This is a genomic window from Streptomyces sp. NPDC014894 (assembly GCF_043080985.1).
In the GTDB taxonomy this organism is placed as follows: domain Bacteria; phylum Actinomycetota; class Actinomycetes; order Streptomycetales; family Streptomycetaceae; genus Streptomyces.
The window spans coordinates 122651-146810 of the sequence record NZ_JBIBWD010000015.1 but is presented as its reverse complement, the minus strand read 5'-3'; the positions used below and the strand labels follow the sequence as shown (position 1 = coordinate 146810).

Annotated in this window: 25 protein-coding genes; 13 read left to right on the top strand and 12 right to left on the bottom strand. The window is 73.7% G+C overall.

Annotation, left to right across the window (positions count from 1 at the left end; translation table 11 throughout):
- Positions 1 to 19: 19 nt before the first annotated feature.
- Entirely contained in the window at positions 20 to 487 is a 468-nt protein-coding gene (locus ACF089_RS29730; protein WP_392033123.1) for a pyridoxamine 5'-phosphate oxidase family protein, read from the bottom strand.
- Between the two features lie 142 nt (positions 488 to 629).
- Between ACF089_RS29730 and ACF089_RS29725 the strand changes: the two genes are divergently transcribed.
- The gene (locus ACF089_RS29725) at positions 630 to 1343 is read left to right on the top strand and encodes a cysteine hydrolase family protein (RefSeq protein ID WP_392033120.1); all 714 of its coding nucleotides are present in this window, start codon (positions 630 to 632) and stop codon (positions 1341 to 1343) included.
- Positions 1344 to 1459: 116 nt separating this feature from the next.
- Here the strand turns inward: ACF089_RS29725 and ACF089_RS29720 are convergent, their stop codons facing one another.
- Together ACF089_RS29720 and ACF089_RS29715 are read right to left on the bottom strand one after the other, a co-directional pair.
- Positions 1460 to 2128, bottom strand: coding sequence for a Rieske (2Fe-2S) protein (locus ACF089_RS29720; protein ID WP_392033117.1), 669 nt, complete (start codon positions 2126 to 2128; stop codon positions 1460 to 1462).
- 99 nt (positions 2129 to 2227) lie between these two features.
- Entirely contained in the window at positions 2228 to 4375 is a 2148-nt protein-coding gene (locus ACF089_RS29715) for a prolyl oligopeptidase family serine peptidase (RefSeq protein ID WP_392033115.1), read from the bottom strand.
- Positions 4376 to 4481: 106 nt separating this feature from the next.
- Here ACF089_RS29715 and ACF089_RS29710 point away from each other — a divergent pair, with 106 nt between their 5' ends.
- The 7 genes from ACF089_RS29710 (at position 4482) to ACF089_RS29680 (ending at position 10701) form a co-directional block, all read left to right on the top strand.
- Positions 4482 to 5324: a HipA family kinase gene (locus ACF089_RS29710; protein ID WP_392033112.1), complete on the top strand. Its 843-nt coding sequence runs from the start codon at positions 4482 to 4484 to the stop codon at positions 5322 to 5324.
- Complete coding sequence (locus ACF089_RS29705) at positions 5321 to 5704, top strand: DUF3037 domain-containing protein (RefSeq protein ID WP_392033109.1); 384 nt, start codon at positions 5321 to 5323, stop codon at positions 5702 to 5704. Before ACF089_RS29710 ends, ACF089_RS29705 begins: the two co-directional genes overlap by 4 nt.
- 424 nt (positions 5705 to 6128) lie before the next feature.
- Positions 6129 to 6890: a 3-oxoacyl-ACP reductase FabG gene (gene fabG, locus ACF089_RS29700; protein ID WP_392033106.1), complete on the top strand. Its 762-nt coding sequence runs from the start codon at positions 6129 to 6131 to the stop codon at positions 6888 to 6890.
- 17 nt (positions 6891 to 6907) lie between these two features.
- Positions 6908 to 7666 (top strand): SDR family oxidoreductase, encoded by a 759-nt coding sequence (locus tag ACF089_RS29695; protein ID WP_392033103.1) that lies wholly within the window; start codon positions 6908 to 6910, stop codon positions 7664 to 7666.
- An 84-nt stretch (positions 7667 to 7750) separates the two neighbouring features.
- The gene (locus ACF089_RS29690) at positions 7751 to 9331 is read left to right on the top strand and encodes an ABC transporter substrate-binding protein (protein ID WP_392033100.1); all 1581 of its coding nucleotides are present in this window, start codon (positions 7751 to 7753) and stop codon (positions 9329 to 9331) included.
- Between the two features lie 91 nt (positions 9332 to 9422).
- Positions 9423 to 10106: a uracil-DNA glycosylase gene (locus tag ACF089_RS29685; RefSeq protein WP_392033097.1), complete on the top strand. Its 684-nt coding sequence runs from the start codon at positions 9423 to 9425 to the stop codon at positions 10104 to 10106.
- 127 nt (positions 10107 to 10233) lie between these two features.
- Positions 10234 to 10701 carry a hypothetical protein gene (locus ACF089_RS29680; protein ID WP_392033094.1) on the top strand — a complete coding sequence of 156 codons (468 nt, stop codon included), beginning with the start codon at positions 10234 to 10236 and terminating at the stop codon, positions 10699 to 10701.
- A gap of 69 nt (positions 10702 to 10770) precedes the next feature.
- On the opposite strand, the gene ACF089_RS29675 is transcribed toward ACF089_RS29680, so the two are convergent.
- Positions 10771 to 11283, bottom strand: a complete 513-nt coding sequence (locus ACF089_RS29675; protein ID WP_392033091.1) for a hypothetical protein — start codon at positions 11281 to 11283, stop codon at positions 10771 to 10773.
- A gap of 210 nt (positions 11284 to 11493) precedes the next feature.
- On the opposite strand from ACF089_RS29675, the gene ACF089_RS29670 reads away from it, so the two are divergent.
- Positions 11494 to 12402, top strand: coding sequence for a Gfo/Idh/MocA family protein (locus ACF089_RS29670; RefSeq protein WP_392033088.1), 909 nt, complete (start codon positions 11494 to 11496; stop codon positions 12400 to 12402).
- Here ACF089_RS29670 and lnt read toward each other — a convergent pair.
- The 6 genes from lnt to ACF089_RS29640 all read right to left on the bottom strand — a co-directional run bounded on the left by lnt (position 12323) and on the right by ACF089_RS29640 (position 18149).
- A complete protein-coding gene (gene lnt / locus ACF089_RS29665; RefSeq protein ID WP_392033085.1) occupies positions 12323 to 13939 on the bottom strand; it encodes an apolipoprotein N-acyltransferase in 1617 nt (538 codons plus the stop codon). The two genes, ACF089_RS29670 and lnt, sit on opposite strands and share 80 nt — an antisense overlap.
- A gap of 235 nt (positions 13940 to 14174) precedes the next feature.
- Positions 14175 to 14627 carry a nuclear transport factor 2 family protein gene (locus ACF089_RS29660; RefSeq protein WP_392033082.1) on the bottom strand — a complete coding sequence of 151 codons (453 nt, stop codon included), beginning with the start codon at positions 14625 to 14627 and terminating at the stop codon, positions 14175 to 14177.
- A 141-nt stretch (positions 14628 to 14768) separates the two neighbouring features.
- Positions 14769 to 15920 carry a methyltransferase gene (locus ACF089_RS29655; protein ID WP_392033079.1) on the bottom strand — a complete coding sequence of 384 codons (1152 nt, stop codon included), beginning with the start codon at positions 15918 to 15920 and terminating at the stop codon, positions 14769 to 14771.
- 110 nt (positions 15921 to 16030) lie between these two features.
- On the bottom strand, positions 16031 to 16183 hold the full coding sequence (locus ACF089_RS29650) for a hypothetical protein (RefSeq protein ID WP_392033077.1): 153 nt from the start codon (positions 16181 to 16183) through the stop codon (positions 16031 to 16033).
- A gap of 94 nt (positions 16184 to 16277) precedes the next feature.
- A complete protein-coding gene (locus tag ACF089_RS29645; protein ID WP_392033074.1) occupies positions 16278 to 17150 on the bottom strand; it encodes an undecaprenyl-diphosphate phosphatase in 873 nt (290 codons plus the stop codon).
- 291 nt (positions 17151 to 17441) lie between these two features.
- Positions 17442 to 18149: a TVP38/TMEM64 family protein gene (locus ACF089_RS29640; RefSeq protein ID WP_392033071.1), complete on the bottom strand. Its 708-nt coding sequence runs from the start codon at positions 18147 to 18149 to the stop codon at positions 17442 to 17444.
- 297 nt (positions 18150 to 18446) lie between these two features.
- Here ACF089_RS29640 and ACF089_RS29635 point away from each other — a divergent pair, with 297 nt between their 5' ends.
- The 3 genes from ACF089_RS29635 (at position 18447) to ACF089_RS29625 (ending at position 20799) form a co-directional block, all read left to right on the top strand.
- Complete coding sequence (locus tag ACF089_RS29635; protein ID WP_392033068.1) at positions 18447 to 18578, top strand: hypothetical protein; 132 nt, start codon at positions 18447 to 18449, stop codon at positions 18576 to 18578.
- 97 nt (positions 18579 to 18675) lie between these two features.
- Positions 18676 to 19866, top strand: coding sequence for an elongation factor Tu (gene tuf / locus ACF089_RS29630; protein WP_392033064.1), 1191 nt, complete (start codon positions 18676 to 18678; stop codon positions 19864 to 19866).
- Between the two features lie 87 nt (positions 19867 to 19953).
- Positions 19954 to 20799 carry a spermidine synthase gene (locus tag ACF089_RS29625; RefSeq protein WP_392033061.1) on the top strand — a complete coding sequence of 282 codons (846 nt, stop codon included), beginning with the start codon at positions 19954 to 19956 and terminating at the stop codon, positions 20797 to 20799.
- 97 nt (positions 20800 to 20896) lie between these two features.
- Here ACF089_RS29625 and ACF089_RS29620 read toward each other — a convergent pair whose 3' ends face one another.
- Together ACF089_RS29620 and ACF089_RS29615 are read right to left on the bottom strand one after the other, a co-directional pair.
- Positions 20897 to 22258 (bottom strand): MFS transporter, encoded by a 1362-nt coding sequence (locus ACF089_RS29620; RefSeq protein ID WP_392033058.1) that lies wholly within the window; start codon positions 22256 to 22258, stop codon positions 20897 to 20899.
- Positions 22259 to 22433: 175 nt separating this feature from the next.
- Positions 22434 to 23480: a hypothetical protein gene (locus ACF089_RS29615; RefSeq protein ID WP_392033055.1), complete on the bottom strand. Its 1047-nt coding sequence runs from the start codon at positions 23478 to 23480 to the stop codon at positions 22434 to 22436.
- Positions 23481 to 23681: 201 nt separating this feature from the next.
- Here ACF089_RS29615 and ACF089_RS29610 point away from each other — a divergent pair, with 201 nt between their 5' ends.
- Entirely contained in the window at positions 23682 to 24119 is a 438-nt protein-coding gene (locus tag ACF089_RS29610) for a DUF4442 domain-containing protein (protein ID WP_392033220.1), read from the top strand.
- Positions 24120 to 24160 lie beyond the last annotated feature (41 nt).

The following is a 24160-nucleotide window of genomic DNA, read 5'->3' as shown; positions in this document are numbered from 1 at the left end:
TCCGCCGGGGGGATCCGCCTCAGGGCGACGGCAGCCTGCTGAAATCCCAGGACACGATCGCGTCCGGCGTCAGCCGCAGCCAGGCGTGCCGCCCGTCGTGCGGCATCCGGTCGAGGCCGAAGTTCTTCCGCGCGAAGAGCCGTTCCGGGCCCTCCAGCTCGGGACAGGGCTCGCCGGTGCGCGGGGACTCGCCGACCGGGACCGCCGAGCCCGACAGCTCCACCCCGCACAGCTCGCCGTACGTCTCGCCGCCGTCCACCACCACGGCCAGCCGCGGATCGCGCCGCAGCTGGGCCCAGCGGCGGCTGCGGACGAGGGAGTACAGCCAGAGGGAGGTCCCGTCCCAGACGAACCAGAGCGGGCCGACATGGGGACGGCCGTCGGCGGCGACGGTGGCCGCCCGGCAGACGCGCCGCTCGGTCAGAAAGGCGTCCCGTTCGGCCGGGGGCATCATGATCCGGCGGCCCCGGCGCTGCGCTTCCGCCACGGCGGCTCCCTCCGTCGCACCAGTGACTGACTGAGTGTCAGAAAGCATGGACGGCCTTCCCTCCGTACGCAATGGGGGCTACCGTCGCGCGCCCCGCGGCCCGTACCCGAGGCCGGTACGGCTACGGACGGGAGGGGCGGCCATGACCGGCGCCGAACAACGGGACGGACCGCGGGCCGGACCGAGGGACGGACGGCGGAACGAACAGCGGCACGAACAGCGGGACGCACGGCGGCTCGCGCGACAGCTCAGGCCCGCCGCCACCGCGCTGCTCACCGTCGAGTGCCAGCGCGGAGTGGTGGGCCCCGGGAGCGAGAGCGCCCTGCCCGAACTCGCCGCAGTCGCCCGTTCCTCCGGCGCCCTCGACCGGGTCGCCCGGCTGGTCGACGGCGCGCACCGGGCGGGTGTGCAGGTGCTGCACGCCGTCGCCGAACGGCGGCCGGACGGCCGGGGCTCCGGTCGCAACGCGCGGCTGTTCCGCGCCGCCGGACGGCTGCCCGTGCGACAGCACCCCGGCACCGACGCCGTCCGCGTCGCCCCGCCGATCGCGGTCGCGGACGAGGACATCGTCGTACGGCGGCTGCACGGCCTCTCGCCCGTCGCGGGCACCGAGGTCGACGCGCTGCTGCGCAATCTCGGCCGCCGTACGGTCGTGATCTGCGGGGTCTCGGCGAACATCGCCGTGCCCAACGCCGTCTTCGACCTGGTGAACCTCGGCTACACGGCGGTGGTGGCGGCCGACGCGGTCGCGGGCGTGCCCGCCGAGTACACGGACGCCATGATCCGCCACACGCTGTCGCTCGTCGCCACGATCGCCGATGCCGACGCCGTCCTGTCCTGCTGGGGGCAGGACTGACGGGCGACGGGCGACGGGGCGGCGGGTTCGGCGGTTCGGCGGGCTGTCGGGCGGCCGAGGCGGGGGCCCGGCGCCGGCGGACCGCGACGACGACGGCGGGCGGGCGGCCGGGTGCCTCAGGCGAGCACGATGGCGTCCCCCTCGACCGTGATCGGCGTGGGCCGCAGCGGCGCGGAGGCGGGACCGCCGAGCACGCTGCCGTCGCTCGCGTCGAAATCGCTGTCGTGGCAGGGGCAGTTGATCATGTTGTCGCGGACGCTCCGGACCGAGCAGCCCCGGTGGGGGCAGGTGGCGGAGAACGCCCGGTACTCGCCCGCCGTCGGCTGGGTGATCACCAGCCCGTCGACGACCTTCCCGCCGCGCTCCGGGATCTCCGTGACCTTGGCGATCTCCCGGCCCGGCGCTCCGCCGCCCCGGCCCTCGCCCTCGTCCGCCCCGCCGGAGCCGCCGGAGCCACCTGAGCCGCCGGGTCCGCCGCCGTCGGCCGCGCCCGCGCACCCGGTCAGGGCGGCCGCGAGACCGGCCCCGCCCGCGACGGCGAGGGCGGTCCGGCGCGCGACGGCGGGGCCCGCGTCGGCGGCCGGGCGTACGGGCTCCGCGCGCGCGTCCGCCGGCCGTACGGCGTCCGGGCCGACGGCGTCCGCCCGTACCGTGGCCGGGTCGGCGGTGGCCGGCCCGGCGGCGTCCGGGTCGCCGCTGTCCGTGCGTACGGCGGCGTTCGTGCGTACGGCGGTCGGGTCTGCTTCGGTCGGGGGCAGCCCCCGCGATCCGGTCACTCCGGTCATTCCGCGGCTCCTTCAGCTCTGAACGGTCCCGTCAGCCGGACCCGGGGGCCCGGCTGTTCGCCCTGGTTTACGAGCCGGGCCGCGGAAAGATTCAGACCCTCAAAGATTCAAGGATTCTTTGAGGAAGGCCGCCTCCGTCCGCAGCAGACTGCTCACCTGGCTCCGCTCGGTCACCCCGTGCCCCGCGCCCGACAGCGGCAGCACCCGGTGCGGCCGGTCCGCCGCGAGCAGCGCCCGCGAGAGCCGCAGGGTGTGCGCGAAGAAGACGTTGTCGTCCGCGACCCCGTGCACCAGCAGCAGCGGCCGGGTCAGCAGATGGGCGTACGGCACCAGCGAGCTGCGCCGATACGCCTCCGGGGACACCCTCGGATGTCCGAGGAACCGCTCCTCCCAGTGGGTGTCGTAGAGCCTGCGGTCGGTGGGCGGCGCGCCCGCGACGGCCGCGTGGAAGACCTCCGGATGGTGCAGCACCGCGCCCGCCGCCAGATAGCCGCCGTAGGACCAGCCCCGGATCGCCACCGCGCCGGGATCGAGATCCGGGCAGCGCTCCGCCGCCGCGTGCAGCGCGTCGATCTGGTCCCGCAGCGCCGGGCCGAGCCGGTCCCCGTGAATGGACCGCTCCCACTCCCGGCCCCGGCCGGAGGTGCCCCGGCCGTCCGTGACCAGGACCGCGAACCCCTGCTCGGCGAACCACTGCGAGACGCACGACCACCACATTCGCGCCCGCACCACGAGCTGCATCTGCGGCCCCCCGTAGGGGCTGAGCAGCACCGGCAGCGGGCCCGAGCCCGGCTGGTGCCAGGAGGGCAGAAAGAGCTGGGAGCGCAGCCGGCGCTCGCCGAGCGTGAGCCGCCGGGGCCGGGGCCTGACCGCCGGCTCCTCGGCGAGCACCGCGATCCGCCCGGCCTCCGTACCGCCTTCGAGCACGGTCACGCGCTGCCCCGACTCGGTCCGGCTGTCCAGGACGACGGTGTCGCCGCCGGCCGAGGCGGAGTGGACGCCGGGGCCCTCGCTCAGGCGTACGAAACCGGACGCCGGTTCGTGGCACCAGACATGGACCTCGGTCGGGTCCTCGCCGGCGCTGAAGCAGACCCGCTCGCCGACCGTCGCGAGCACCTCGCGGACATGCAGCCCGGCCGGCGACCGCGCGTCGCCGACGAGCAGCCCCCGCCGATCGTCGTCGGCCGTGAAGGAGGTGACCGCCGTGCCGGAGGCGGTCCGTCCGGGGACGCCCGGCACCAGCTCCACCCAGACCGGATCGTGCTCCGTGTGCAGCTCACTCGTGGATCCGTCGGACGGGTCGACGGCCAGCAGCACGGCGGTGCGCTGGTCGCGGGTCTGCACCCGCACCAGGGGGCCGAGCCCGTCCCAGCCCGCCGAGGCGACGTACTCGAAGGTCCGGTCCGTCCACTCGCCCGGGCAGTGGGACTCCTCGTCCGCCGAGGCGGGCAGCGCCACCTCGGTCCGTCCGCCGTCCAGCCGCAGGATGTGCAGCGACACCTCCGCGTTCGCCGTGCCCGCCACCGGATACGCGACCTCCCTCGGCGGCCGCGCGGGATCGGCCGCATCGGACACGTACCAGCGCCGCACCGGAGCGTCGTCCACCCGCGCGACCAGCAGGGCGTCGCTCGCGGGCGACCACCAGTGGCCCCGCGACCGGCCCATCGACTCGGCCGCCGCGTGCTCCGCCAGGCCGTAGACCACGGTCGGACCCTCGGGACCGGCGAGCCGCCGGTCGGCTCTCCCGTCGGCCGCCACGACATGGAGCGCGCCGCCGGTGACGTACGCGATCCAGCGGCCGTCGGGCGAGGGGCGCGGATCGACCGCCGGGCCCGCCGACGGTATCCGCCGGGGCGCGCCGCCGTCCGTGGCGACCGACCAGAGCCGGCCGCCGAGGGCGAACACGGCGAGACGGGCCTCCGCGTCGGTCGCGTACGCCACCACGCCCGAGGAGAACTCCCGGGCCCGCTCCCGGCGGACCCTCTCCTCCTCGGGCACGTCCTCCGGATCCTCGCCCAGCACGGCCGGGTCGGCGAGGAGCCGTTCCCGTCCGGACTCGTACAGCCAGAGCCGGCCGGCCGGGTCGTCACCGGCGGAGCCGCGGACGAACAGGACGCGCCGGCCGTCCGGCGAGACGGTGAAGCGCCGGGGGACGCCGCAGGTGAAGTGCCCGGTGCGGCCCAGCTGATCGGGGAAGTCGGGGACGGCGACGCCCGAGCCCCGGGGGTTCTCGCTCTTCTCGGTCATGGGGGATCGTGCGCACCCCGGCCGCCGCCCGCGCAAGTGCTTTTCGCCCCGGGGCGGACCGCCCGCGCGTCACGGCGCGCGCGGGCCCGCGAAGTACTGTGGGGCCATGCTTTCCGAAGTCACGGCGACCCGCTATGTCACGCCCCTGCGTGAGGGCGGCTCGCTCCCGGGCATCGTCGAGGCCGACGACCTGGGCACGTACGTCATGAAGTTCACCGGAGCCGGCCAGGGACGAAAAACCCTGGTCGCCGAAGTCGTCTGCGGACAGCTCGGCCGCAGGCTCGGTCTGCGGGTGCCGGAACTGGTGGGGATCCAGCTCGACCCGGTGATCGGGCTCGGCGAGCCGGACCAGGAGGTGCAGGAGCTGCTCAAGGCCAGCGGCGGACTCAACCTCGGCATGGACTTCCTGCCCGGCTCGATCGGCTTCGACCCGCTGGCCTACGAGGTCGACCCCGCCGAGGCGGGCCGGATCGTCTGGTTCGACGCGCTGATCAACAACGTCGACCGCTCGTGGCGCAACCCCAACATGCTCGTGTGGCACGGCGACGTATGGCTCATCGACCACGGAGCCACCATGATCTGGCACCACAACTGGCCGGGCGCGGCGGCCTCCGCCGCCAAGCCCTACGACGCCTCCGACCATGTGCTGGCCCGCTTCCGGCCGGACATCGCGCGGGCGGCGGCCGAACTGGCCCCGCTCGTCACCGAGGAACTGCTGACCGAGGTCGCCGCGGACGTCCCCGACGAGTGGCTGGTGGACGAGCCCGGGTTCGACACCACCGACGCCCTGCGCCGCGCCTATGTGGAGGCGCTGCTGCCGCGCGCCGCCTCGATCCATACGAGGATCACGCTCGGCGCGCCCACCGCGCCGCGCCCCTCGCAGGCTCCGGGCTGGCTGGCCGGCCGCCTGGCCCGCCCGGCCGCGGACGGAACGGGGGCCGGAGCATGAACGGACGCGAGGTCTTCGAGTACGCGCTGCTGCGGGTGGTGCCCCGGATCGAGCGCGGCGAGTGCTTCAACGCCGGAGTGGTGGTCTACTCCCGCGCCCGCTCCTTCGTCGCCGCCCGCACCCATCTGGACGAGGCGAAGCTGATGGCCCTGGACCCGGGGGCCGATGTGACCGGCGTACGGGCCGCGCTGTACGCCGTCGAATCCGTCTGCTGCGGCGGGGAGCGGGCCGGACAGGCGGCCGTGGACGACGCCGGACGCCGGTTCCGCTGGCTGATCGCCCCCCGCTCCACCGTCGTTCAGCCGGGGCCGGTGCACACCGGGCTGACCGCCGACCCCGAGGCGGAGGTGGAGCGGCTGCTCGCCCTGCTGGTGCGCTGACCTCCGCCGTCCGCGCCGAGGCCGCCCTCGTGGCCGTACTCCCCGCCGGGGGTACGGCTACGAGCGCGTCGGGCCCCGCCCGTGCCCGCCTCCCCCTCCCGCCGTGCGCCGTCCCTCTCCCTCCCGTGCCCCGCTCGCCGACTCCCTCCCGTGCCCCTCCCGTGCCCCTCCCGTGCCCCTCCCGTGCCCCGTCCGTACGCCGTTCGTACGCCGCTCGTCTCCCGCCCGTACGCCGCTCGTCCCGCCGCGCCGGGAATCCGGAGTGGCGGCCCGGCGCACCCGGGGGGCCGTTGACACCGGGTGCGCGGGCTTCTAGCGTCTCGTCTGCCGAAGGTACTAAGCGGTCGCTCATCCGTGAGGCGCGCGAGCTGCCGGACGGGCCGCCTCGGGGCGGGCGCCGCACACAAGGGCGAGGAGAGCCAGCATGTCCACCACCGAGCAGCGCATCGCCGTCGTCACCGGGGCGGCCCGGGGCATCGGGGCCGCCACCGCCCTGCGGCTGGCGGCCGAGGGCCGCGCCGTCGCCGTGCTCGACCTCGACGAGGCGAGCTGCGCCGACACGGTCGAGCGGATCGTCAAGGCCGGGGGCAGGGCCCTCGCGGTCGGCTGCGACGTGTCCGACGCCGCCCGGGTCGAGTCCGCCGTGGCCCGCGTCGCCGCCGAACTCGGCCCGCCGACGATCCTCGTCAACAACGCCGGCGTCCTCCGCGACAACCTCCTCTTCAAGATGAGCGAGTCCGACTGGGACACCGTGATGAATGTGCACCTCAAGGGCGCGTTCCTGATGGCAAAGGCTTGTCAGGGGCATATGGTCGACGCGGGATTCGGCCGGATCGTCTCGCTCTCGTCGTCCTCGGCCCTCGGGAACCGGGGCCAGGCGAACTACGCGGCGGTCAAGGCGGGGCTCCAGGGATTCACCAAGACGCTCGCCAAGGAGCTGGGCAAGTTCGGCGTCACCGCGAACGCCGTCGCGCCCGGCTTCGTCGTCACCGAGATGACCGCCCAGACCGCGGCCCGGGTCGGCATGGGCTTCGAGGAGTTCCAGGAGGCGGCCGCCTCGCAGATCCCCGTCCGGCGCGTGGGCCGGCCCGAGGACATCGCGCGCGCCATCGCCTTCTTCACCGGCGACGACGCGGGCTTCGTCTCGGGCCAGGTGCTGTACGTGGCCGGCGGACCGCTCAACTGAGGCCGGGGGAGACCGAGATGACCGGGCATGTGCCCGAGAGCGGCAAGGTGGCGCTGGTCTCCGGCGGCAGCCGGGGGATCGGCTACGCGATCGCCGAGGCGCTGGTCGCGCGCGGCGACCGGGTGTGCGTCACCGGCCGCGGCGAGGCCGCCCTGGAGGCGGCGGTGGAGCGGCTCGGCCCCGGCCGGGCGATCGCCGTCGCGGGCAAGGCCCATGACGAGGCCCACCGGGCGGCGGCGGTGGAACGCGTCATGGAGGTCTTCGGACGGGTCGATTTCCTGGTGAACAACGCGGGCGCCAACCCGGTCCTCGGTCCCATCGCGGAGCTGGATCCGAATGTCGCGCGGAAGGTGTTCGACACCAATGTCGTCTCCGCGCTCGGGTTCGCCCAGCAGACCTACCGGGCGTGGCAGAAGGAGAACGGCGGTGCGATCGTGAACATCGCGTCCGTCGCCGGACTGGCTCCCTCGCCGTTCATCGGGGCCTATGGAATGAGCAAGGCGGCCATGGTCAATCTGACCCTGCAGCTCGCTCATGAATTCGCGCCGGGGGTGCGGGTCAACGCGATCGCACCGGCAGTGGTCAAGACCAAATTCGCCGAGGCGCTCTACGAAGGCAGGGAGGAGGAGGCCGCGGCGGCCTACCCCCTGGGCCGGCTGGGAATGCCGGAGGACGTCGCGGGCGCCGCCGCCTTCCTCACTTCGGACCGGGCGGACTGGATCACGGGCCAGACTCTCGTGGTCGACGGCGGCCTGTTCCTCAAGGCCGGGGTGTGAGTGAACGCCGCAGGGCCGCCAGGTTGACCCGGTGGGGGGCTGCGGTATGGTCGGCCAACTCACGGCTGAACGAGGAGCGTGCACGTGTTCTACCGGACCTGTCTGCGGGCCGCTGCAGCCCTGGCGTCCATATCGCTGTTGGCGGGCTGCGGCCTGTTCTCCGATGCGGAAGCGGGCAGTCAGAAGAAGATTTCCGTCGGTACCACGAGCGAGCCCACGACACTTGATCCGGCCGCCGCCTGGGACGGCTCCTGGGAGCTGTACCGGAATGTGTTTCAGACGCTCCTGAGTTTCCCCACGGGGAGTACGACACCCCGCCCCGACGCGGCGCAGAGTTGCGAGTTCACGGACACCTCGAGCAAGACCTACGTGTGCATACTCAAACCGGGGCTGGTCTTCTCCAACGGAGAGAAACTCGACGCCTCGGCGGTCAAGCACTCCATCGACCGCATCCGGCTGATCGACGTTCCGGGCGGCCCCAACGGACTGCTCAACTCGCTCGGCAGTGTCGAGCTGGTGGGCGATCGCACGGTGAAGTTCCATCTCAAGGTCCCGGACGCGACCTTTCCGTTCATCCTCGCCACGCCGGCCACTTCTCTGGTGCCGCCCGGCGAATATCCCCGGAACACCCTGCGCGACGACGGCGCCCTGACCGGCTCGGGGCCCTATGTGCTGCGTGCGTACATCAAGGGCAAGAAGTCGGAGCTGGCGAAGAACGACACCTACGACGGCTACGCGAAGCGCAAGAACGAAGGCGTGACGATCCGCTATTTCAAGGATTCCACGCAGATGGTGAGCGCGCTCCGGAAGAAGGAGATCCACGCGACCTACCGCGGCCTGGACGCCAAGGAGGTCGTGGATCTCCAGCAGAAGAAGCCCGCGAACAAGGATCTGCGGCTGGTCGAGACGGTCGGCACGGACATCCGCTATCTGGTCTTCAACGCCAAGGACCCCAACGCGGGCAAGCTCGCGGTGCGCCAGGCAGTCGCCCAGCTCGTCGACCGCGGAGCCCTGGTCTCCAAGGTCTACCAGGGCACGGCCGAACCGCTGTACTCCATGATCCCCAAGGGAATCGTGGGACACACCACGGAATTCTTCGACCGCTACGGCGACCCGAGCGTCACGAAGGCGCGGCGGATCCTGGAGGCGGACGGGATCGAGACGCCCGTGAAACTGGACCTCTGGTACACCACCGACCGATACGGCTCGGCGACCGCGCCGGAGTTCAAGGAACTGAAGCGCCAGCTCGAAGCCTCCGGACTGTTCGAGATCAAGGTGACCGGCAAGCCGGAGCAGGAATTCCAGAAGGGGTACAAGCAGGGGGCCTACCCCGTCTTCGGCCGCGGCTGGTTCCCCGATTTCCCGGACCCGGACAACTTCATCGCGCCGTTCGTCGGCGAGAACAACGTCCTCGCCACCCCCTACGAGAACCGCGAGATCACCCGGGACCTGCTGCCCTCCTCCCGCCGCCAGAGCGACCGCGGCGCGGTCGCCAGGAGCTTCGAGCGGGCGCAGGAGATCATCGCCGACGACGTCCGGCTGCTGCCGCTGTGGCAGGGCAAGCTGTACGTCGCGGTCAACGAGGAGATCGGCGGCGGCGAGCGCGCCTTCGACCCGCAGTCGATCATGCAGATGTGGGAGCTGTACGGGAAGGCCAGCTGGTAGCGGCCCCGCGGGGCCGCTCGGCGGGGCCGTTGTCAGTGGCTCCGGGTAAGTTCTGTGCTCGGTAACTGATCGCTTTCCGGAGGTTCTTGACGTGACCGACACCGACATGCTGCCCGAGTCCTGGCGCGGCGTCCTCGGCGACGAGCTGGCCCAGCCCTATTTCAAGGAGCTGACCGAGTTCGTCGAGGAGGAGCGGGCGAAGGGGCCGGTCTATCCGCCGCGCGAGGAGGTCTTCGCCGCCCTCGACGCCACGCCGTACGAGAAGGTGAAGGTGCTCGTCCTCGGCCAGGACCCGTACCACGGGGAGGGCCAGGGGCACGGGCTGTGCTTCTCGGTGCGGCCGGGCGTCAGGACCCCGCCCTCCCTGCGGAACATCTACAAGGAGATGCAGGCCGAGCTGGGTCTGCCCGTCCCGGACAACGGCTATCTGATGCCCTGGGCCGAGCAGGGCGTCCTGTTGCTCAACGCGGTGCTCACCGTCCGGGCCGGCGAGGCCAACTCCCACAAGGGCAAGGGCTGGGAGAAGGTCACCGACGCGGTGATCAGGGCGGTCGCCTCCCGCCCCGACCCGGCCGTCTTCGTGCTCTGGGGGAATTACGCGCAGAAGAAGCTGCCGCTGATCGACGAGAGCCGGCACGTGGTGGTGAAGGGGGCGCACCCCTCGCCGCTGTCGGCCAAGAAGTTCTTCGGCTCGCGCCCCTTCACCCAGATCAACGAGGCGGTCGCGGCCCAGGGCCACGAGCCCATCGACTGGCGCATCCCCGACCTGGGCTGACTCCCGCCGGGTGACACGGGCTCGGGTCGGGTGCCCGAGCCTGTGCGTGTTTGTCCATGGGGGCGGTTAGCTTCGTGACGGGGGGATCTCGTCGCCGTTCGCCGTATGGACGTGGGAGGCCGCAGTGATGGATCAGCAGGAGGCGTCGGAGGACGCCGTCATGACGCGGATCGGGCAGGCGGCCATGCTGCTGCACGGCGGCGACCGGGAAGAGGCGAGGAATCGGTTCGGCGCGCTCTGGGCGGAGATCGGCGAGCGCGGGGACGCGCTGCACCGCTGCACTCTCGCGCACTACATGGCGGACGCCCAGGACGACCCGGGCGACGAGCTGGTCTGGGATCTGCGGGCGCTCGCCGCGGCGGAGAGCCTCCGCGCCGAGGGCGCGGGCCCCGAGCCCGCGCCCTCGGTCCGGGCGTTCTATCCCGCCCTCCATGTCAGCCTCGCCGCCGACTACCTCAAACTTCGCCGCCCCGGGGCCGCCCGGGTCCATCTCGACCGGGCGCGCGGCGCGATGGCCGCCCTGGGGGACGACGGCTACGGCCGGGGTGTGCGCGGCGCCGTCGAGCGGCTGGAGCGGGAGCTGGGCCCCGAGTGAGCCCGGCCGGGGCGGACCTGCCCCGGACCTGCCCCGCCGCCCGCGCCCCGGAGCCCGCCCGTGCGCGGCTCAGGGCCGGTGCCGACCCGCGCCGCCGGGAGCCCTCCCGTACGCCTCACGGCACATCCGGGCCTGGGCGCCGCCGGGCCGCCAGCCGCCGTACGCCTCGGTCAGGGCGCAGACGTCCGGCGGTGCGCCGACTCCGGGCGGGGCCGCCGGGGGACGGCTCCGGCGGGTGGGCGCGGGTGCGGGCGGCGCGGCCCGCCGGGGCGGCCGCTCGACGGCCCGCGTCCTGGGCGCCTGTCCCGCCGGCCGCGCCCTCGGCTCGGGCACGGCCCGCGCCTCCGGGGCGACGGGCGGCGCGGGCCGCTTCCGCGGCGGCGGCCGGAGCACCTCACGGGCGGGCCCCTGCCGTACGGTCTGCGGCCGGGCGACCGACGACGGCGGCCGCTCGGCGCGGGGCGCGGGCGCGGGCCCGGGCAGCGGCTCCACGCTCACACAGCCGGAGAGGGTCAGCGCGGACACGGCCCAGACGGTCGCGCCGAGCAGATATTTCACGGTGATCGGATTTCGACGGTGCACGCGCGCCACTCTGACGCCTGCCGCGGCCCGGCCGTCGTCATACCGGCGCCCGGTGGCCCGGACGGGTGACCTCGATCGGTCCTGTCGGCCCAGACCGGCCCGCCGTCGGTGCGCGGGCCTTCGACGGGATCACCGAAAGGCGGCCGCCCCGGCACCCGTATGCTGACCGGGCCCGTCAAGGGCACGCCGCACAGCTCTGGGAGGCATCTGGTGAAGGTCGGTTGTATCGGTCTCGGCGACATCGCGCAGAAGGCCTATCTGCCCGTGCTGGGCGCGCTGCCCGACGTCGAACTCCATCTGCAGACCCGTACGCCGGCCACCCTGAACCGGGTCGCCGACGCCTACCACGTCCCGGCCGGGCGACGTCACACCGACCTCGCGTCCCTGCTCGCCCAGGGGCTCGACGCGGCCTTCGTCCACGCGCCCACCGCCGCCCACGCCGAGATCGCCACCGCGCTCCTCGAAGCGGGCGTGGCGACCTATGTCGACAAACCGCTCGCCTATGAACTGGCCGAGTCCCGGGCGCTGGTGGAGCTGGCCGAAGCACGCGGCACCAGCCTCACCGTCGGCTTCAACCGCCGTCTCGCCCCCGGCTACGCCCAGTGCCTGGAGCACCCGCGCGATCTGATCCTCCTCCAGAAGAACCGCGTCGGGCTCGCCGAGGACCCGCGCACCTATGTCCTGGACGACTTCATCCACGTCGTCGACACCCTGCGCTTCCTGGTCCCCGGGCCCGTCGAGCACACCGATGTGCGCGCCCGGATCGTCGACGGGCTCATGGACCAGGTCGTGCTCCAGCTCTCCGGCGACGGCTTCACCGCCATCGGCGCGATGAACCGCCGCAGCGGCTCCACGGAGGAGATCCTGGAGGTCTCGGGACAGGACTCCAAGCGGGAGGTCCGCAATCTCGCCGAGGTCGTGGACCACAAGGGTCAGCCGAGCGTGCGCCGGCGCGGCGACTGGGTGCCGGTCGCCCGCCAGCGCGGCATCGAGCAGGCGGCGCTCGGCTTCCTCGACGCCGTACGCGCCGGGAAGATCCTCAGCGCCCAGGACGCCCTGCGGACCCATGAGCTGTGCGAGCTGGTGGTGCTGCGGGCCCTGGAGCAGGCGGCCGCCTGAGCCGGGCGGCGGCCCGGGACGCGCCCCACGCCGCCAGCACGGCGAGCGCGCCGTGCACCGGCCAGTCGCCGAACCGTGCGTAGCCCGTGGCGCCCCGGGCGAGCGGGACGTCGTACACGGCGGCCGCGCCGCCCCCGGTGCCGAGCACCCCGCCGATCCGCGCGCCGTCGGGCCCGTACACCGCGCTCACCCCGGTGAGCGTGGCGTGCACCGCCGGACGGCCGCTCTCGGCGGCCCGCAGCGCGGCGAGCGAGGCGTGCTGCTCGGGCGCCCAGCTGTCCTGGAACGACGAGGTCGCGGACTGGGCGACCAGCACATCCGCCCCGTCGAGGACCAGCCGCCGGCTCATGTCGGGGAAGGCCGACTCGAAACAGACCAGCGGCCCGACGCGCGGCCCGCCGTCCGGCAGATCCATCACCACCGGACGGTCGCCGCGCAGCCGGTCCTCGCCCGCCGCCCTGCCCACCGACGTCGCCCAGCCGAGAAGCCCGCGCGCCGGGACGTACTCCCCGAAGGGCACCAGCCGCATCTTGTCGTAGCGGTCCCCGGTGGGGCCTCGCGGGCCCACCAGCACCGAACTCTTGAATATCCCGTCGGGCCCCGAAGCGCCGGTGCGCCGCGCGTCCACATTGACCAGCAGCGGCGCGCCGACCTCCCGGGAGAGGGCGGCCAGCCGCTCCGCCAGGTCGGGGCGCTCCCGCAGATCCGCCCCCACGCTGCTCTCGCCCCAGACCACCAGGTCCGGATCGCGGCCGGCGAGCGAGCGGGTCAGCTCCTCGCCCCGGTCGAAGCGCCGCTCCACGCTCCCCGGGCCCTCGACCACCCCGGGCTGGACGATCGCGATCCGGGTCCGTCCCGTCTCCCCGGGGGCCGGGGCCCAGGCCCGTACGGCCGTGACCGCCAGCGCGCCCGCGACGAGCGCGACGGCGACCGGGGCACGTGCCCGGGGCACGGCGATCAGCACCGTGATCGCCGTGTTCACCGCCAGCACCACCAGGCTCACCAGCCACACCGCGCCGAAGGACGTCAGCCTCAGCGCGGGGGAGACCTGCCACTGGCTCGCGCCCAGCAGCCCCCAGGGGCCGCCCAGCCCCTCCCAGGACCGCACCAGCTCGATCGTCAGCCAGCCCGAGGGCACGACGGCGATCGCCGCGAGAGCCCGCCCGGAGGAGGGCGTTCCGCCCAGCAGCGAGCGCACCAGCCAGCCCCAGGGCGCCCACAGCAGCCCGAGCAGCGCGGCCAGGACCAGCATGAAGACATGGAGGCTCGGTATCAGCCAGTGATGTACGGCGATCATGAAGCCGACGCCGCCGAGCCACCCCTCGACCGCCGCCCGCCGGCCCGTCGGAGCGGTCCGTATCAGCAGCAGCCACGGGACGAGGGCGACATAGGCGAACCACCACAGGCCCGGCTCGGGAAAGGCGAGCGCGGGCAGCGCGCCCGCGACCGGCGCGGCGACGGCGCGCCGAAGCCGAGCGCCCCGGGGCGTCCCCGGGACGGGCCCGTCGCCCACCGGGCGGTCCGCCGCGAACCGCATGCAGCGCCTCCTCGTCCTGCCCCGAACCGACGGCGAGCCATGCCCCTCCAGTGTGCGGCGGCCCCGACCGCCGGTCCAGGCCGCGTCCCCGCACCCGGCGGGGGCGGGACCGTCCCGTACGAGACGGAGGCGCGCGCGGGCATGGCGAGCCGCCGGCCCGGGGCGGACCGGCCGGGGCCGGCGGTCGGGGCCGGTCGGGGATCGGTTCGGGCCGGGCAGGTCGGGCTGATGGGCGCTAGCCGGGCAGCTCCCCGCTCCGGCGCCACTTCTCCTCGGTCGCCACACTGATCAGGCGCCAGCCGTCGTCCGTGCGGAGCGCGCCGAAGACGCACCGCCCGCCGGAGATGTGGTCGTCGCCCGACTCGCCCCGCATGGGGGCGATGTAGTCGGCCCGCACATCCGCGCCGTCCCCGGGGTATCCGCCCAGGTCCTGGAGGTTCAGCCGGCGGTTGACGATCAGATGCTGGCGTACGGGGAAGGCCCGCAGCGTCTCGGCCAGCCAGTCGGCGGCCTGTACCGCGGGCCCTTCGATCCCGCCCGAGCCGCGGTAGTCCACCCGGCCCTCCGGGGTGAAGAGGGCCCGGTAGCCGCTCCAGTCGGCGTCGTCCACGGCCACCGCGTAGCGGGTGACCAATTCATCGATGGCAAGCCGGTCCATCACCGTCGCGAGATCCACGCGCTGCGTCATCGGCTCAGTTTCCGGCAGGCCGGGCCCCAGGCCAAGAGCTGTGCACGCCCGTCGCGCCCCGGTGTCCGGGCAAACGGTCGATCTTCGCCGGTCCGGCGTCCGATCATCACTTCGCGCCGGGCGGGCGCGGGCGGCGCGAGGCTACCGCTTGACCGCCCTCAGCACCACGAACTTGGGATTGCTCGCCATGACCGCGCAGTCGCCGAAGAGCCGCTTCAGCCGCTGGTGGTACCCCAGATGCCGGTTGCCGATCACCCACAGCTCGCCCCCGGGCCGCAGCGCCCGGCGGGCTCCGCCGAACATCCGGCGGGCCGTGGTGTCCGTGGTCGCCCGGTGGGAGTGGAACGGCGGATTGTTGAGCACCAGGTCGACCGAGCCGTCCGGCACCCCGGACAGCCCGTCGCCCACCAGGAACTCCGCCGTGCCGGAGGGCACGTTCTCCCGGTAGGTCGCCTCCGCCGAGGCGACCGCGGAGAACGACTCGTCGACGAAGAGCACCGACGCCTCGGGGTTGGCGAGCGCGGCCGCCGTGCCGACGACCCCGTTGCCGCAGCCCAGGTCCACCACCCGGTCGGGCCCCCGGCGCTCGGGCAGGCTGCTCAGGAACAGCCGGGTGCCGATGTCGAGCCGGTCGGCGCAGAAGACGCCCGCGTGGTTGGTGACCGTCCGGTTCGCGACGACGCCGGTGTCGGCGGGGAGCGCGTACCGCAGCGGCCAGGCGCTCGGCGCGGGGGCGAGCGCCGGGTCGGGGGTGCAGAGGATCAGCCGGGCCTTCCGCACCGCGAGCGATGTCGTGGTCACGCCGATGATCCGCTCGAAGAGCCGCAGGGTGGAGGTGTGGATCTCGCTCACCATGCCGGCGCCGATCACCACGGTCCCGGCGTGGACGGCGGGCGCGAGCCGCAGCAGCTGGTCCTCCAGGAGCGCCAGGCTCTTGGGCACCCGGACCAGCAGGACGTCGATCCGCGCGGGCGGGACGTCCCGGGCCGAGAGCAGCCGCACGGCGTCCGCGTCCGGTCCGGCGATCCCATTGCGGGCCAGATTGGCCCGGGTCGCCTCCTGGGCGAGGAAGGAATCGGTGATCTGTACGGGGCGGTGCGCGGCCAGCGAGGCCGTCAGCGCGCCCCAGCGGTCGCCGAGGACGACGACGGTCCCGGAGAGATCCGGGGCGGTCTCGTCGAGCCGCCGCAGCAGATACTCGTCGGCGGCGTCCCAGGCGCGGAGGGGGTCGCGGGGATCCGCGGGGAAGCGGGCGAGTGAGACCTCGCCCCATGACGTGCTCAAACGGTTCATCGTGAAGCCAGGCTAGCCGAGTCCGTCCGCCGTCCGTCCGCCGTCCGTCCGGTGCCGGAGCACGCGATCCCGGCAAGATCTGAAAGAGCGGCCCTAGGCCGACGGCCGTGTCACGCGGCGACGCCGTCGGAGTCCCCGTCGCGCTCCAGCGCGGCAGCGGCCCACCTCAGCACGAGCGCCTCGTACTCCCCGCGCCGCTCCTCGGGCAGCTGACCGTCGGCCCACAGCTCGCGGATGCGGGCGTTGAGCTCGGCCGCGGACAAGGCGGACAATGCGGTCTCTGACTCGCGTGGAAGGGGGGACATGCGAACAGATTACGGCCTTCCTGTGGAGGCGTCTCCCCCGTGAGGTCACTCCTCAGCCACCCGACTCACCCGCGTGAGGACTCAGCGTGTCCGTCCCGACCAGGATGAACAGGGCAATCCCCAGGAGGATGCGGTAGATCACGAAAGGCATAAAGCTTTTGGTGGTGATGTATTTCATGAACCACGCGATGACCGCGTACCCCACGCAGAAGGCGACGACGGTGGCGAAAATCGTCGGTCCCCACGACACATGACCCTCGCCCGCGTCCTTCAGTTCGTACGCGCCGGACGCCAGCACCGCCGGGATGGCCAGCAGGAACGAGTAGCGGGCGGCGGACTCGCGGGTGTAGCCCATCAGCAGGCCGCCGCTGATGGTGGCGCCCGAGCGGGAGACTCCGGGGATGAGCGCCAGCGCCTGGCAGAAGCCGTAGATCAGCCCGTCCCTGACGCTCAACTCCTGGAGCGTCTTGCGGCGCTTGACGGCGCGGTGGCGGCCGCCCGACTCGTCGCGGGCGGCGAGGCGGTCGGCGACGCCGAGGACGACGCCCATGACGATCAGCGTGGTCGCGATGAGCCGCAGATCACGGAAGGGGCCCTCGATCTGGTCCTTGAGCGTGACGCCGAGCACACCGATCGGGATCGACCCGATGATGACCAGCCAGCCCATCCGCGCGTCGTGGTCCGCCCGCATGGACTTGTCCGTGAGCGACCGGAACCAGGCGGAGAGGATCGCGGCGATGTCCTTGCGGAAATAGATCAGTACGGCGGTCTCGGTGCCGATCTGGGTGATCGCGGTGAAAGCCGCCCCCGGATCGTGCCAGCCGGCGAACGCGGCGGTGAGCCGCAGATGAGCGCTGGAGGAAATCGGCAGGAATTCGGTGAGGCCCTGCACAAGTCCAAGGATCAGTGATTCGAACCACGACATGGAAAACCGCGCCACCCAAGAAAAGAGCATGTCTGACGGCGCGTGGAGATTCCGTTCATGCGCCAGTGTGTCAGGCAGCGTAGCGTTCCCAGGTGAACGGGAAGTGCCGTGTTGCCGAAGGGAAGAGTGGGTTCTTCTGTACGGGTCGCCGTCGGACCGGGTGAGTGCGCGGGAGGCGCGCGGAGCCGTACGGGCCCGGCCTCACAGCGGCCCGCGGCGCCCGGCCGCCGGGGCCGGGGCGGTCGGCGGACGCGCCCGGGGAGGTCGGGGGACGGGCGGGCCGACCCTCCGTCAGCTCCGGCTCAGCGCCTGGCGCTTGCGCCACGCGAGCGCCGCCGCGGTCATCCCGGTGATCACGATGAATCCCATCGCGATCAGAAAGGCGGGAGAAGTCGGCGAGCCCGCCCGGGCCCCCGCCACCACGTACGCCGCCGTATTCGGAATGGAACCCAGCGCGGTGGCCAGGAGAAAAGGCGTATAACCCATTCGGGAGACGGCGGCGCAGTAGTTGGCGGCCGCGAACGGGATGCCGGGGAAGAGCCGTATCGCCAGCATCGAACGGAAGCCGTGACGGCTCAGCTGCCCGTCGGCCGCCGTCAGCACCCGGCCCCGCAGCAGCGGGCGCAGCGCGTCCTGGCCGAGCAGCCGGCCGAGCGTGAAGGCGATTCCCGCCCCGAGGACCGTGCCGGCCAGCGCCGACACCAGCCCCGCCTGCGAGCCGAAGAGCGCGCCCGCCGCCAGATTGAGCAGCGGCCTCGGCACGAAGGCCGCCGTGCACGCCCCGTAGGCCACCGCGTACAGCACGACCGCCGCCGCGCCGCTCAGCCGGGCGGCGGGCCAGCCGTCCGAAAGCAGCCGCTGTGGCTCGTACAGCAGCACCAGCGCGCCGGCCGAGACCAGCATGAGGACGAGCAGGGCGAGCCGTGACCACGGGGAGAGCAGCACCCGGGTACAGCGGACGGCGAGACCGGAAGAGGGCCTGGGGACGGGCTCGAACATCCGGGGAGACTAACCGACGGCGGGATGTGATCGCCGTAACGAGAGACTCACCCCGGCCCCGGAACCACCGCCGCACGGCGCCCCGCCGGCCCGCCGCCCCGGCCGCGCGGTCCGTACGCGACGCCGCGCCGCAGCCTCGGCGGTCCGCACGGAAGGCCCGCCCCGCCACCCCCGCGATCCGTCCGGAACACCGCCCCGGGGCCCCGGCGCGCCCTCGCGCGAGCGGTCCGCCGCCCCAACGCGGCCCGCGGGGAAAACCGTTCGACGCCGCCGACCGGGTCCGAGATCATCGTGGGTATGCCCCGGTACGCCTTCCCCGCAGCGCTCTTCGCAGCGCACGCGCCGAAGGCCGCCGTCTTCCTCGTCTCCCCCGGAGCGGCGGGCGTCCTCGCCGCCGCTGCCGGCTCACCCGGCGGCATCCGAAGCTGACCCTTCCCGGACCGTCCGGCGGGACCCCACAGGGGGAGGGTCGGCAAGCCCCAGGGGTCCTCAAGCGTTTCGCCACGAACGATTCCGAGGAAGAGCCATGCCCAAGACCGTCCACGTCCGGACCAAGCCGCATCTGAACATCGGCACCGTCGGCCATGTCGACCACGGCAAGACCACGCTGACCGCCGCCATCACCAAAGTCCTCAGCGCCCGCGGCGCCGGCGCGTTCGTCCCCTTCGACCGTATCGACAAGGCCCCCGAGGAGGCCCGGCGCGGCATCACCATCGACCTCGCGCACGTCGAGTACGAGACCGACACCCGCCACTACGCCCACATCGACATGCCGGGCCACGCCGACTACATCAAGAACATGGTCACCGGGGCCGCCCAGCTCGACGGGGCGATCCTCGTCGTGTCCGCCCTCGACGGCGTCATGCCGCAGACCTTCGAGCACGTCCTGCTCGCCCGCCAGGTCGGCGTCGACCACATCGTCGTCGCCCTCAACAAGGCCGACGCCGCCGACGACGAGATCACCGACCTGGTCGAACTGGAGGTCCGCGAACTGCTCACCGCCCACGGGTACGGCGGCGACACCACCCCCGTCGTCCGGGTCTCCGGCCTGCGCGCACTGGAGGGCGACCCCCGGTGGACCGCGTCCATCGAGGCGCTGCTCGACGCCGTCGACACCTATGTGCCGGATCCCGTCCGCTCCACCGACACCCCGTTCCTCCTCCCCGTGGAGGGCGTCCTCACCATCACCGGACGCGGCACCGTGGTCACCGGATCCATCGAGCGCGGCACCGTCCGCCTCGGCGACCGGGTGCGGGTGCTGGGCGGCGACGATCTGGAGACGGTCGTCACCGGGCTGGAGACCTTCGGCAGAACGATGGAGTCGGCCCAGGCCGGGGACAATGTCGCGCTCCTCCTGCGCGGACTGCCCCGCGACGGCGTCCGGCGCGGGCATGTGGTGGCCGAGCCCGGCAGCCTCACCACGGGCCGCCGCTTCACCGCGCGGGTGCAATTGCTCTCCGCCCGCGAGGGCGGCCGTACGACGCCGATCTCGACCGGCTACCGGCCGCAGTTCTATCTCCGCACCGCGGACGTCGTCGGCGGCGTCGACCTCGGCGAGCGCGCGGTGGCCCGGCCCGGCGAGACGGTCGCCATGACCGTCGAACTCGGCCGGGACGTGCCCCTGGAGCCCGGTCTCGGCTTCGCCGTCCGCGAGGGCGGCCGCACCGTCGGCGCGGGTTCCGTGACCGCGCTCCTGCCGGAGGCGGCGGCAGGATAGGGGCCTCGGCCCCCGCGCGTCCCGGGAGGGTCCGCCCTCCCGGGACCCGTGGCGGGCGGGGCCGAGGCGGCGTACGACAATGGAGCCGTGGACGAGCCCGTACCCGTGACCCGCCCGGTGGATCACGGCACCGCCAAGCTGATGCCCGACGTCGACCGGGCGCGCGCCTGGCTGCTGACCGTCGACGGCGCGCCCCAGTCGTACGTCGACCTGGACGACCCCGCCCATCTGGAGTTCGAGTACGCGCGCCGGCTCGCCCATGTCATCGACTGCCACGCGCCCGAGGGCGCCCCGCTCGACGTGGTCCACCTCGGCGGCGGCGCGCTGACCCTGCCCCGCTATGTCACCGCCACCCGCCCCGGCTCCCGGCAGCGGGTCGTCGAGGCCGACCGGGGCCTGCTCGACCTGGTCCTGGAGGTGCTGCCGCTGCCCGGCGGCTCCGCCGCCGAGCTGCACACCGCCGACGCCCGCGACTGGATCGAACGCGCCCCGGCGGACTCGGCCGACCTCGTCGTCGCGGACGTCTACGGCGGCTCGCGGATCCCCGCCCGGCTCACCTCCGTCGAGTACGCCCGCGCCGCCGACCGCGTGCTGCGGCCGGGCGGCGTCCACGCGGCCAATCTCGCCGACGGAGCGCCGTTCGCCTTCCTCCGCTCCCAGCTCGCCACCTTCGGGGCGGTCTTTCCGGAGCTGGTGCTGATCGCCGAACCGGCCGTCCTGCGCGGCCGACGCTTCGGCAACATCGTGCTGCTCGCCTCCCACGCGCCCGCCGACCTCGCCGCGCTGGCCCGGCGGGCCTCCTCCGACCCGTTCCCCGCCCGCGTCGAGCACGGCCGGGCGCTCGCCCGGCTGGCGGGGGACGCCGCGCCCGTCGCCGACCGGGACGCCCGGGACTCGCCCGAGCCGCCGGACGGGTCCTTCGGCATCGGCTGAGGCGGCGGGGCGGCCGGACGGGCAGCCGGGCGGGGAGGCGGCCGGGCGGGCGTCGCTGAGGTCCCGGCCGGGCCCGCTGAGGCGGTCCCTTCCAGGATCAGGACGAGGCCGGGCGCTCGGCGGGCAGGGCGGCGGGCTGCTCGGCGGGCTCGACAAACTCGCCCGGCCCGGCGGGCTCGACGGACTCGCCCGGCCCGGTGGACCCGGTGGACCCGGCCCCCGTCGGGCGGTGCCGCAGATTCCGTACATCGGGCACCAACAGCACCAGCGCCGTCACCAGCAGCACCAGCGCCGAACACGTCCAGAGCGCCGGCCCGCGCCCCATCGCGTTCTCCGCCGGACCGGCGAGCGCGGTCGCCACCGGCAGCATCGCCACCGAGCCGAACCAGTCGTAGGAGGAGACCCGCGAGAGCATGTCCTCCGGGATCTCCTGGTGCAGCGCCGTCATCCAGGTGACGCCGAACACCTCGATCGCCACCCCGCTCACCAGCATCACCAGCGCCAGCCACTCGACGGACAGCGGCACCGCGAGCGCCGCCGACGGCGCGGCGAGCGGGAAGACGCACAGCGAACCGGCGAGCAGCAGCCGCCGGGGCTTCCACCGCATCATCAGCAGCGCGCCCAGCACGGTGCCCGCGCCGAACGCGGCGAGCGCCAGGCCCCACGGACGCGCCCCGCCCAGCTCGTCCCGGGCGACCAGCGGCCCGTACACCCCCTCCGCCGCGCCGACGACGGCGACCACCACGGAGAACTGGGCGACGACGGCCCACAGCCACGGCCGTGTCCTGACCTCCGTCCACCCCTCGCGCATGTCGGAGAGGAGCCCGCCGCCCGGCGGGCGCGGGGCGATGTGGCTGACGTCGAGGAAGGCGCGCAGCGCGCCCGCGACCGCGAACATGGCCGCGTCCACGGCCAGCACCCAGCCCGGCCCGATTGCCGCGATCATGGCGCCGCCGAGCGCCGCGCCGCCGATGGCCGCCCCGTGCATGGCCATCCGGAAGAGGGCGAAGGCCCGGCTGGCCTGTTCGCCGGTGACGCTGGAGAGCAGCATGCCCTCGGCGGCCGGATTGAAGAAGGCCTGCCCGGCCCCGCCGAGCGCGGTCAGCACCATCATCTGCCACAGCACCGCGTCGCCGGAGAGCACCAGGACCGCGAAGGCGGCCTGGGAGACGCAGTTGAGGGCGTTGGCGGCGACCATCACCCGGTGCCGGGGCAGCCGGTCCGCGACCGCGCCGCCGACCAGCAGGAAGAGCACGAGCGGTACGGTGCGGGCGGCGGCGACCAGCCCCACGTCCCCCGCGTCCCCGCCGTTCTCGATCACCGCGAACGCGGCCGCGATCAGCGCGCCGTGGCTGCCCAGATTGGTGGCGATCGCGGCGGCGGTCAGCAGGACGTAGTTGCGTCCGGCCCAGGCGGGACGGCGGCCCCGACGGCGGGGGAGGGCGGGGGGAGTCGTCACCCTGGGACTATCCCGCCGCCCGTCCGCCGTGCCAATCGGAATTAATCGGTGGAGAACCGGCCCTTCCGGTACGCCCCGCCCTTCCGGCGAGGCGCGTGCCCGCCCCCAGCGTGCCCGTCACCAGGGCACCCGCCCCCCGCGCGCGGCCCGCCGTGCCCCGGACCGCGCCCTGCCCTCAGTCCGCGCTCGTCCCCGTCGTCCGCAGAGTGCTCAGGATCCGCCGGATCGTGGTGTCCGGCACCTCGTCCTGGATGCCCTTGTTGGCGTACAGCACCCAGGTCCTGAACTCGCCGGTGGCGTCCTTGAAGGTGAAGGCGAACGACTTGCCGTCGGTGTCGCACTTCGAGTTCTTCTTCACCCCGACGGCAGTCGCCGTGGACAGACTCCCGCTCAGCCCGGCCTCGGTGGTGTAGGGCTTGGCGGGGGTGATCTCGACCGTCCCCTTGGGCTCCTTCTGCGCGTACGCGCCCCAGACCCAGGTGCCCGCCTCGTTGTACGCGGCGGTCTTGGTGTCCTTGGCCCCCTTGCCGCCCTTGGTGCCGGCCGTGGCCAGTCCGGAAGTCTCCTTCAGCCCGTCCTTGTTCGCGTCGGCGGTGCACCAGGTGGACTTGAAGTGCGCGGGGGCGGACATGGTGACCAGCGGTACGCCGCCGCCCTTCTTCTGGTCCTCCAGGTAGGTGCTCATCCCCGACGACGGGATCTCCCAGTCCGCCGGGACGTCGAACCGGGTGCCGTGCTTGGGGTTGGTGACGACCTTCCAGCCCTTGACCGTGGGCTTCACCTCCTCGCCGCTCCGCGGATTCTCCTGCGGGGACGGGGAGCCGCCGCCGGCCGGCGCGGAGGCCGGCGGCGGGGAGCCGGGGGACTTCGGCGCGCCGCTCCCGGTCTCCGCTCCGGCGGCCTTGTCGGCGGAGCCCTTGCCGTTGTCGCCGTCCTCGTCCTTCCCGAGGACGACCACCCCGGTGATCACCGCGGCGGCGACCACCGCCGTGGCGGCGACGATCGCGACCACCGTGGTCCGCTTCTTCTCGTCCCGGGACGGCCCGGGCGGACCCGGCGGCTGTCCGTCGACGGCGTACTGCGGCACGGTCGGCTGCGCGTACGGGTTCGGCTGCTGATAGCCGGGCTGGTGATACGGGTTCGGCGGGTGCTGTCCCTGCTGTTGGTACGGGTTGGGCTGCTGCGGGTTCTCGCCCCCGGGCGGCTGCTGTCCTGGCCACATGGCGAGAACCATAGAGGTGCGGTGTCACCGTGGTCACGTCCGCCCCGCGCCCGCGCCCGGTCCGGCCCACGACCGGGGCGGCGCCCGCTCCCCGCCGGCCCGACCGCCCCGGGAGTCCCCGCGCCGGCGGGAACGCCTTCCGGCCAGGGATGGCCAAGCATCTTACCCATAGGTAACATCGCGGCCATGAGTGCTGATCAGATGTCCGTCGGCGAGATGCTCGCCGCCACCGTCCCCATGGCCAGGACCCTGCGACTGGAGTTCCTGGAGACCACGGCCGAGCGCGCGGTGCTGCGCCTGCCGGACCGGGCCGATTTCCACAACCACGTCGGCGGCCCGCACGCCGGAGCGATGTTCACCCTGGCCGAGTCCGCGAGCGGCGCGATCGTCCTCGCCGCCTTCGGGCATCTGATGGACCGCGCGGTGCCGCTCGCCGTCCGGGCCGAGATCGGCTACAAGAAGCTGGCGATGGGCGAGGTGACCGCGACGGCGACCCTCGGCAGGCCCGCCGCCGACGTCATCGCCGAACTGGACGCGGGCGGCCGGCCCGAGTTCCCGGTGGCCGTCGCCATCGCGCGCGCGGACGGCGCGGTCACCGGCGAGATGACCATCGTCTGGACCCTCCGCCCCCACTCCTGATCACCCGCTGGGTAGGCTGCCCGGCGTGCGCCGGAGGGGCG

Coding starts and splice junctions, on each gene's coding strand:
- ACF089_RS29615 (WP_392033055.1), bottom strand. CDS start 23,480: ATGTGGCCAGGACAGCAGCCGCCCGGGGGCGAGAACCCGCAGCAGCCC.
- ACF089_RS29640 (WP_392033071.1), bottom strand. CDS start 18,149: ATGTTCGAGCCCGTCCCCAGGCCCTCTTCCGGTCTCGCCGTCCGCTGT.
- ACF089_RS29610 (WP_392033220.1), top strand. CDS start 23,682: ATGTCCGTCGGCGAGATGCTCGCCGCCACCGTCCCCATGGCCAGGACC.
- lnt (WP_392033085.1), bottom strand. CDS start 13,939: ATGCGGTTCGCGGCGGACCGCCCGGTGGGCGACGGGCCCGTCCCGGGG.
- ACF089_RS29635 (WP_392033068.1), top strand. CDS start 18,447: ATGCCCCGGTACGCCTTCCCCGCAGCGCTCTTCGCAGCGCACGCGCCG.
- ACF089_RS29655 (WP_392033079.1), bottom strand. CDS start 15,920: ATGAACCGTTTGAGCACGTCATGGGGCGAGGTCTCACTCGCCCGCTTC.
- ACF089_RS29705 (WP_392033109.1), top strand. CDS start 5,321: ATGAACGGACGCGAGGTCTTCGAGTACGCGCTGCTGCGGGTGGTGCCC.
- ACF089_RS29660 (WP_392033082.1), bottom strand. CDS start 14,627: ATGACGCAGCGCGTGGATCTCGCGACGGTGATGGACCGGCTTGCCATC.
- fabG (WP_392033106.1), top strand. CDS start 6,129: ATGTCCACCACCGAGCAGCGCATCGCCGTCGTCACCGGGGCGGCCCGG.
- ACF089_RS29680 (WP_392033094.1), top strand. CDS start 10,234: ATGGATCAGCAGGAGGCGTCGGAGGACGCCGTCATGACGCGGATCGGG.
- ACF089_RS29720 (WP_392033117.1), bottom strand. CDS start 2,128: ATGACCGGAGTGACCGGATCGCGGGGGCTGCCCCCGACCGAAGCAGAC.
- ACF089_RS29715 (WP_392033115.1), bottom strand. CDS start 4,375: ATGACCGAGAAGAGCGAGAACCCCCGGGGCTCGGGCGTCGCCGTCCCC.
- ACF089_RS29725 (WP_392033120.1), top strand. CDS start 630: ATGACCGGCGCCGAACAACGGGACGGACCGCGGGCCGGACCGAGGGAC.
- ACF089_RS29695 (WP_392033103.1), top strand. CDS start 6,908: ATGACCGGGCATGTGCCCGAGAGCGGCAAGGTGGCGCTGGTCTCCGGC.
- tuf (WP_392033064.1), top strand. CDS start 18,676: ATGCCCAAGACCGTCCACGTCCGGACCAAGCCGCATCTGAACATCGGC.
- ACF089_RS29710 (WP_392033112.1), top strand. CDS start 4,482: ATGCTTTCCGAAGTCACGGCGACCCGCTATGTCACGCCCCTGCGTGAG.
- ACF089_RS29645 (WP_392033074.1), bottom strand. CDS start 17,150: ATGTCGTGGTTCGAATCACTGATCCTTGGACTTGTGCAGGGCCTCACC.